This window comes from Rhodococcus sp. 852002-51564_SCH6189132-a, from assembly GCF_001665495.1.
Taxonomy (GTDB): domain Bacteria; phylum Actinomycetota; class Actinomycetes; order Mycobacteriales; family Mycobacteriaceae; genus Rhodococcus; species Rhodococcus pyridinivorans.
Genome location: NZ_LZMJ01000038.1, coordinates 139,416 through 145,730, shown reverse-complemented (window position 1 = coordinate 145,730; position 6,315 = coordinate 139,416). Strand labels below are relative to the sequence as shown.

The window sequence follows — 6,315 nt, the reverse complement described above, 5'->3', positions numbered from 1 at the left end:
AGGGCGGTGTGCAGCACCGCCCGATCCTCGGTGACGTTGATGTGCGCACCCGAGAGCATCGCCTCCCGAGCCGCGGCGATCCCCGCGGTGTCGGCGAGCTCGAGCAGGGCTTGCACGACCGGGGTGTCGAGGCGTTGTTTGCTGAAATCGATCACCAGATCCCCGGCAGGGACCGTCAACGCCGAGACCCTGTCGGGTTCGGTGGTGAACAACTGCCGCAGCGACACCGATTCGAGCCGGTCGCGATGGTCTTCCAGAGCTTTCCACGGTGCCGTTGCGGTTACGTCGCTCATGTCGTCGACAGTAGTGCGCCCCGACACGGTGCGCCCGGTGTGCAACTGGGCCCCGGTGTGTGACGAAGGGATCCCTCGGTTTCCCACAGCGAGCGACCGCGACGCGCATGATGGGGCATATGGATGCTGCAGAACTGATTCGGTCCGTCCCCACCGACCTGTTCCTCGGCGGTGAGTGGGTGGCGGCCGAGAACGGAGCCACCTTCGGAGTCCACGATCCCGCGACCGGTGACGAACTCACCCGTGTCGCCGATGCCGCGCCCGGTGATGCCTTGCGGGCCCTCGACGCGGCCGTCGCGGCCGGTCCGGAATGGGCTGCGACCCCGCCGCGAGAACGCGCCGAACTGTTGCGGACGGTGTGGCGGAAGATCACCGAACGCGCCGACGACTTCGCGCTGCTCATGACACTCGAGATGGGTAAGGCACTACCGGAGAGCCGATCGGAGGTGACCTACGGCGCCGAATTTCTGCGATGGTTCTCCGAGGAGGCGGTCCGCATCGCCGGTCGCTACACGCCCGCCCCTGCCGGCACCGGTCGCGTTCTCGTGACGAAACAACCCGTCGGTCCCTGCCTGGCCATCACACCGTGGAACTTCCCGCTCGCGATGGGAACCCGCAAGATCGGTCCCGCCCTCGCGGCGGGATGCACGATCATCGTCAAGCCCGCGTCCGAGACGCCCCTCACGATCCAGCTGCTCGCGCAGCTCTTCGACGAGGCAGGACTACCCAAGGGTGTCCTGTCGGTGCTCCCGTCCTCACATGCCGGTGAGGTCACCGGGCCGCTCCTCGAGGATCCCCGGCTGCGCAAGCTCACCTTCACCGGCTCCACCGAGGTCGGGCGCATGCTCGCCGAGAAGGCCGGTCGTTCGCTGCTGCGCACCTCGCTCGAGCTCGGAGGCAACGCGCCGTTCGTCGTCTTCGAGGACGCCGACCTCGACGCCGCGGTCGAGGGCGCGGTGGCAGCCAAGCTGCGCAACGGGGGAGAGGCCTGCACGGCCGCGAACCGCTTCCACGTCCACAACTCGGTGCGCGACGCCTTCGTCGCCAAGCTCACCGAACGCATGGCGTCGTACAAGCTCGGGCCGGGAACGGACCCCGACGCGACGCTGGGCCCCCTGGTCAACGAGAACCAGAAGAAGACCGTGATCGAACTCGTGCAGGACGCGGTGTCGGCGGGTGCCTCGGTGCGCCTGGGCGGTGAACCCGCGGACGGACCGGGATGGTTCTACCCGGCCACCGTGCTCGACGACGTGCCGAAGCAGGCCCGCATCCTGCAGGAAGAGGTCTTCGGGCCGGTCGCGGCCGTCACCGGCTTCGACACCGAGGAGGAAGCCCTCGCGGCGGCGAACGATACCCGCTACGGGCTCGCTGCCTACATCTTCACGCGCGACCTCGACCGGGCCCTGCGCGTGTCGCATGCGCTCGAAACGGGCATCGTCGGTGTGAACCGCGGTGTCGTCTCGGATGTCGCGGCCCCCTTCGGCGGAATCAAGGATTCCGGGCTGGGACGCGAGGGCGGTACCGAAGGCATCGAGGAATTCCTCGAAACCAAGTACATCGCCCTGCAGTAGGGAACTCGGCGATGGCCGGGACGGCCTCGCCGTCAGTGACGCGGACGGCCTCGCCGTCAGTGACCCAGGCGGCCACGCCCGAGGCGGAGCAGCAGCATCGCCAGGGTGTGGCCTTCCTGGCCCAACTCGCTGAACCGCTCGAGGACCTTCATCTCGCGGCTGTGCACGAGACGGGTACCGCCGGACGCCATGCGGGTGCGCCCGATCATGCGGGAGACCTCGGTGCGGCGCTTGACCGCGGCCAGGATCTCGGCGTCGAGACGATCGATCTCCTTGCGGAGCTCCTCGATCTCGGCCTCGGTGGGCACTGCGGTGTCGTCGGTCGCGGCCGGTGTTCCGGCGTTCGCCTGGTCCGGCTCGCCGGAAAGGGAAGAATCGATGTGCGTGCTCATGTCGTCTCCTCGCATCTGCTCTGAAGGATCGCCCGTATGGGAGCGGCTGTTACCGGTATCGGGTCGGGCCGGCAGTCGGGAATCGACAGCGACAACCGGAACTCGATCCGAGCCTGCAAAGGACAGAAGACATGGTCTCCAGTTTGCCACTCACCATGTAGGCCCTGCCACTCGGCTTGATCGACTGTGCGGTCCGGATCCGTTGTCCGAACGGTCCGGTAGTTTGGTGAAACGATGAACACTCCCGTCGCGCTCGCAAACTCCCGCCCCGGATCCGATGCTCTTCTCGAAGGGCTCAATCCGCAGCAGCGGGAAGCGGTCACGCACGAAGGAGCCCCGCTGCTGATCGTCGCGGGCGCGGGCTCCGGCAAGACTGCGGTGCTCACGCGTCGCATCGCCTATCTGCTGGCCGAGCGCGGCGTCGTCCCTGGTCAGGTGCTCGCCATCACGTTCACCAACAAGGCCGCCGCCGAGATGCGCGAGCGGGTGGCGGCTCTGGTGGGGCCGCGCGCGAATGCGATGTGGGTCTCGACCTTCCACTCGAGCTGCGTCCGGATCCTGCGCGCGCAGGCGGGTCTGCTGCAGGGCATGAATTCGAATTTCACGATCTACGACGCCGACGATTCCCGTCGTCTGCTCACGATGATCGCGAAGGATCTCGAACTCGACAGCAAGAAGTACTCCGCCCGGCTGCTGTCCACACAGATCTCGAACCTGAAGAACGAACTGATCGGGCCGGAAGAAGCCGCCCACGAGGCGGAGACCGATTCGGCGGCCACCGAACTCACCCGCGTCGTCGCTCGGGTCTACGCGCACTACCAGCAGCGCCTGCGCACGGCGAACGCCTTCGACTTCGACGACCTCATCGGCGAGACGGTGGCGCTGCTGCAGGCTCATCCGCAGGTCGCCGAGTACTACCGGCGCCGGTTCCGTCACGTCCTGGTCGACGAGTACCAGGACACCAACCACGCGCAGTACGTGCTGGTGCGCACCCTCGTGGGCGATCCGGAGGAGGAATCCGCCGTCCCCCCGAGCGAACTGTGCGTGGTGGGCGACGCCGACCAGTCGATCTACGCCTTCCGCGGCGCCACGATCCGCAACATCGAGGAGTTCGAGCGCGACTATCCGCAGGCGCGCACGATCCTGCTCGAACAGAATTACCGCTCCACCCAGAACATCTTGTCGGCAGCCAATTCCGTCATCTCCAAGAACACGGGTCGCCGCGAGAAGCGGCTGTGGACCGATTCGGGTGAGGGCGAACTCATCACCGGCTACGTCGCCGACAACGAGCACGACGAGGCGCGGTTCGTCGCCGCCGAGATCGACCGGCTCGTCGACGGCGGCGACACCACCTACTCCGACATCGCGGTGTTCTACCGCACCAACAATGCCTCCCGCGCGTTCGAGGACGTCTTCATCCGGCACGGTGTGCCCTACAAGGTCGTCGGCGGTGTGCGGTTCTACGAGCGCAAGGAGGTGCGCGACGTCGTTGCGTACCTGAAGGTGCTCGACAACCCCGACGACACGGTGAGCCTGCGCCGCATCCTCAACACCCCTCGCCGCGGTATCGGCGATCGTGCCGAGGCGTGCGTGGCGGTGCACGCCGAGCGGCTCGGTGTGAGCTTCGGGCAGGCCCTCGCCGACGCCGCGGCCGGCAAGGTCGCGCTGCTGAACACGCGGGCGCAGAAGGCGATCGCCGGTTTCGTCGAGATGATGGACGGCCTGCGGGCGATGCTCGTCGCGAGCGACGCCGACGGCAACGACATGGTGGACATCGGCGACGTCGTCGAGGCGATCCTCGATCGCACCGGATACAGCGCCGAGTTGTCGGCGAGCGACGACCCGCAGGACGGCGCCCGTCTCGACAACCTCCACGAACTCGTCAGCGTGGCAAGGGAATTCAGTGCCGACGTCCGTAACGCGGCCGGGATCGTCGACGACGAACGTGAAGAGGGGGATCCCGAACCAGGATCGCTCGCGGCGTTCCTCGAGAAGGTCTCGCTCGTCGCCGACGCCGACCAGATCCCGGAGAACGAGGCCGGTGTGGTCACGCTGATGACGTTGCACACCGCGAAGGGCCTCGAGTTCCCGGTTGTGTTCGTCACCGGTTGGGAGGACGGCCAGTTCCCGCACATGCGTGCCCTCGGCGATCCGGCCGAGCTGTCCGAGGAACGGCGACTCGCGTATGTCGGCATCACGCGCGCCCGGCGTCGTCTCTACCTCACGCGGGCCGTACTGCGTTCGTCCTGGGGGCAGCCGCTCACCAATCCGGAATCTCGTTTCCTGCAAGAGATTCCGCAGCACCTCATCGACTGGCGACGCCTCGAGCCCACGCCCGCCCGTGGTCAGGCGATCGGCTCGGGCACCGGTTCACGGTTCGGTGCGGGCGAGCGGCGCGGATCCTCGGGAACACCGAGTTTCGGTGCGGCGCGCGGACGCAACAACCACTTGGTGCTCGACGTCGGCGACCGCGTCAGCCACGACAAGTACGGTCTCGGAACGGTTCTCGAAACTCGGGGCTCGGGCCCCACGGCCACCGTCGTGATCGACTTCGGCAGTGCCGGCAAGGTGCGGTTGATGCTCGTCGGCGGTGTGCCGATGATCAAACTGTGATGCCCTGAAAGCCTGTGTCAGGCGCGGATTCGCACGAAAGAACGGGTCCGCGCCGAAGCGGGAAAGAGGGCGGAACGGGACGCACGCCGAACGTACGGCGGCGAGGTCGGTCAGTCGCGCTGGATGCCGAGGGCGATACCTCGGGTGGCGAGCCACGGGACGGGATCGATCTTGTCGACGCCGTTGAGGTGCACCTCGAAGTGCAGGTGCGGGCCGGTGGAGAAGCCGCGGTTGCCCATGGTGGCGATCTGGTCGCCGGCCATGACGTGTTGACCCACGGTCACCAGGGACTGGTCGATGTGCCCGTACACGGTGATGGTGCCGTCGGCGTGGAGGAGGCGGACCCACATGCCGAAGCCGGAAGCCGGGCCGGAATCGATGACCTCACCGTCGGCGACCGCGAGGATCGGGGTGCCGATGGGGCCTGCGATGTCGACGCCGGCGTGGAGGGTGCCCCAGCGTGCGCCGAAGTTCGAGGTGAACGACCCCGCGGCGGGGAGGACGAACAGCGGGCGACGGGCCGCGGCCTCGCGCGCAGCGCGTTCCTCGCTGAATCGCTGGCCCTTGGCCAGGAGATTCGAGAACTGCGACAGGTCGTTCGGGTCGGCGATGTTGAGCACCTGCGGGGCCTGCGACGGCTCGGCGTCGGCGCTCGGCGCGAACTGCGCGGCCTGCGGCACTGCGGTGGCCGTGATGATCGAGGAATCGGCTTCGCCGGCGGCGAGAGCGACCTCGGAGTGCTCGGTGTTCTGTCCCGGACCACCATTGGCTGCGGCCTGGCCCGCGGCGACCACGGCGCCTGCGGCGACCGCGAAGACTGCGGCGCGGCCCTTGAGGGCAGTGGGGGGAGTGGGAAGTCGATGGGCTCCACCGCGGGATGCGGGAGCGGTGACGTCGGTGCTCTCGTCGCGACGATCCTGCGCGAAGCGGTCGTCGCGGACGGCGTGGCCGAAGGAGTCGGAGTAGTAGGTGGGCTCGGAACCGGGGCCGGTGTTACGGAAGTCCATCGTGGCGGCTTCCCAGGCATTCCAGTCTTCGGGTGCCGATTCGGGACGGCGGGTTCGGCTCTCGGCACTCGGGTTACCAGAGCGCATCGCCATCCTCCGTTCGTGACCTCATCGTTACTTCGACCAGGCGACGGTAACGAAGTGATCGCGGGGGTGGCAAGCCGTAGTTCGTCCGGCGGACGTTATGTGAGTGGCATCACAGTGCAAACCGGGGCAAATTGGGACATGCCCCAGCGGCCGGAGTTCCAAACACTGTTTTCCGACACGTCACGAGTCTGTTGCATCGCGGCAGCGTGGGATCCGGTGTCGGGGAGCGAGTGGGTACCTGTCATTCTGAACCGAGTGCTCCGCTCGAACGTGGCGCCCGCCACGTCCCGGGAGGGGAACTGCGAAGTCGTTCCCGGACCTACGCGCGCGTGACCTGTGCCACATGGGACTG

4 protein-coding genes and 1 pseudogene are annotated in these 6,315 nt (G+C 67.5%); 2 read left to right on the top strand and 3 right to left on the bottom strand.

The features are described 5' to 3' along the window. Positions 1 to 293, bottom strand: a pseudogene (locus A5767_RS09765) (glucose-6-phosphate isomerase); the annotation flags it as partial. Between the two features lie 119 nt (positions 294 to 412). Here A5767_RS09765 and A5767_RS09760 point away from each other — a divergent pair. Beyond that, entirely contained in the window at positions 413 to 1,864 is a 1,452-nt protein-coding gene (locus A5767_RS09760; RefSeq protein WP_006553757.1) for an NAD-dependent succinate-semialdehyde dehydrogenase, read from the top strand. Between the two features lie 56 nt (positions 1,865 to 1,920). Here A5767_RS09760 and A5767_RS09755 read toward each other — a convergent pair whose 3' ends face one another. Continuing rightward, positions 1,921 to 2,256, bottom strand: coding sequence for a chorismate mutase (locus A5767_RS09755; RefSeq protein WP_006553758.1), 336 nt, complete (start codon positions 2,254 to 2,256; stop codon positions 1,921 to 1,923). 234 nt (positions 2,257 to 2,490) lie between these two features. Between A5767_RS09755 and pcrA the strand changes: the two genes are divergently transcribed. Continuing rightward, a complete protein-coding gene (gene pcrA, locus A5767_RS09750) occupies positions 2,491 to 4,869 on the top strand; it encodes a DNA helicase PcrA (protein ID WP_024103168.1) in 2,379 nt (792 codons plus the stop codon). Positions 4,870 to 4,979: 110 nt separating this feature from the next. Here pcrA and A5767_RS09745 read toward each other — a convergent pair whose 3' ends face one another. Continuing rightward, on the bottom strand, positions 4,980 to 5,969 hold the full coding sequence (locus A5767_RS09745; RefSeq protein WP_006553760.1) for a M23 family metallopeptidase: 990 nt from the start codon (positions 5,967 to 5,969) through the stop codon (positions 4,980 to 4,982). Between the last annotated feature and the right edge of the window lie 346 nt (positions 5,970 to 6,315).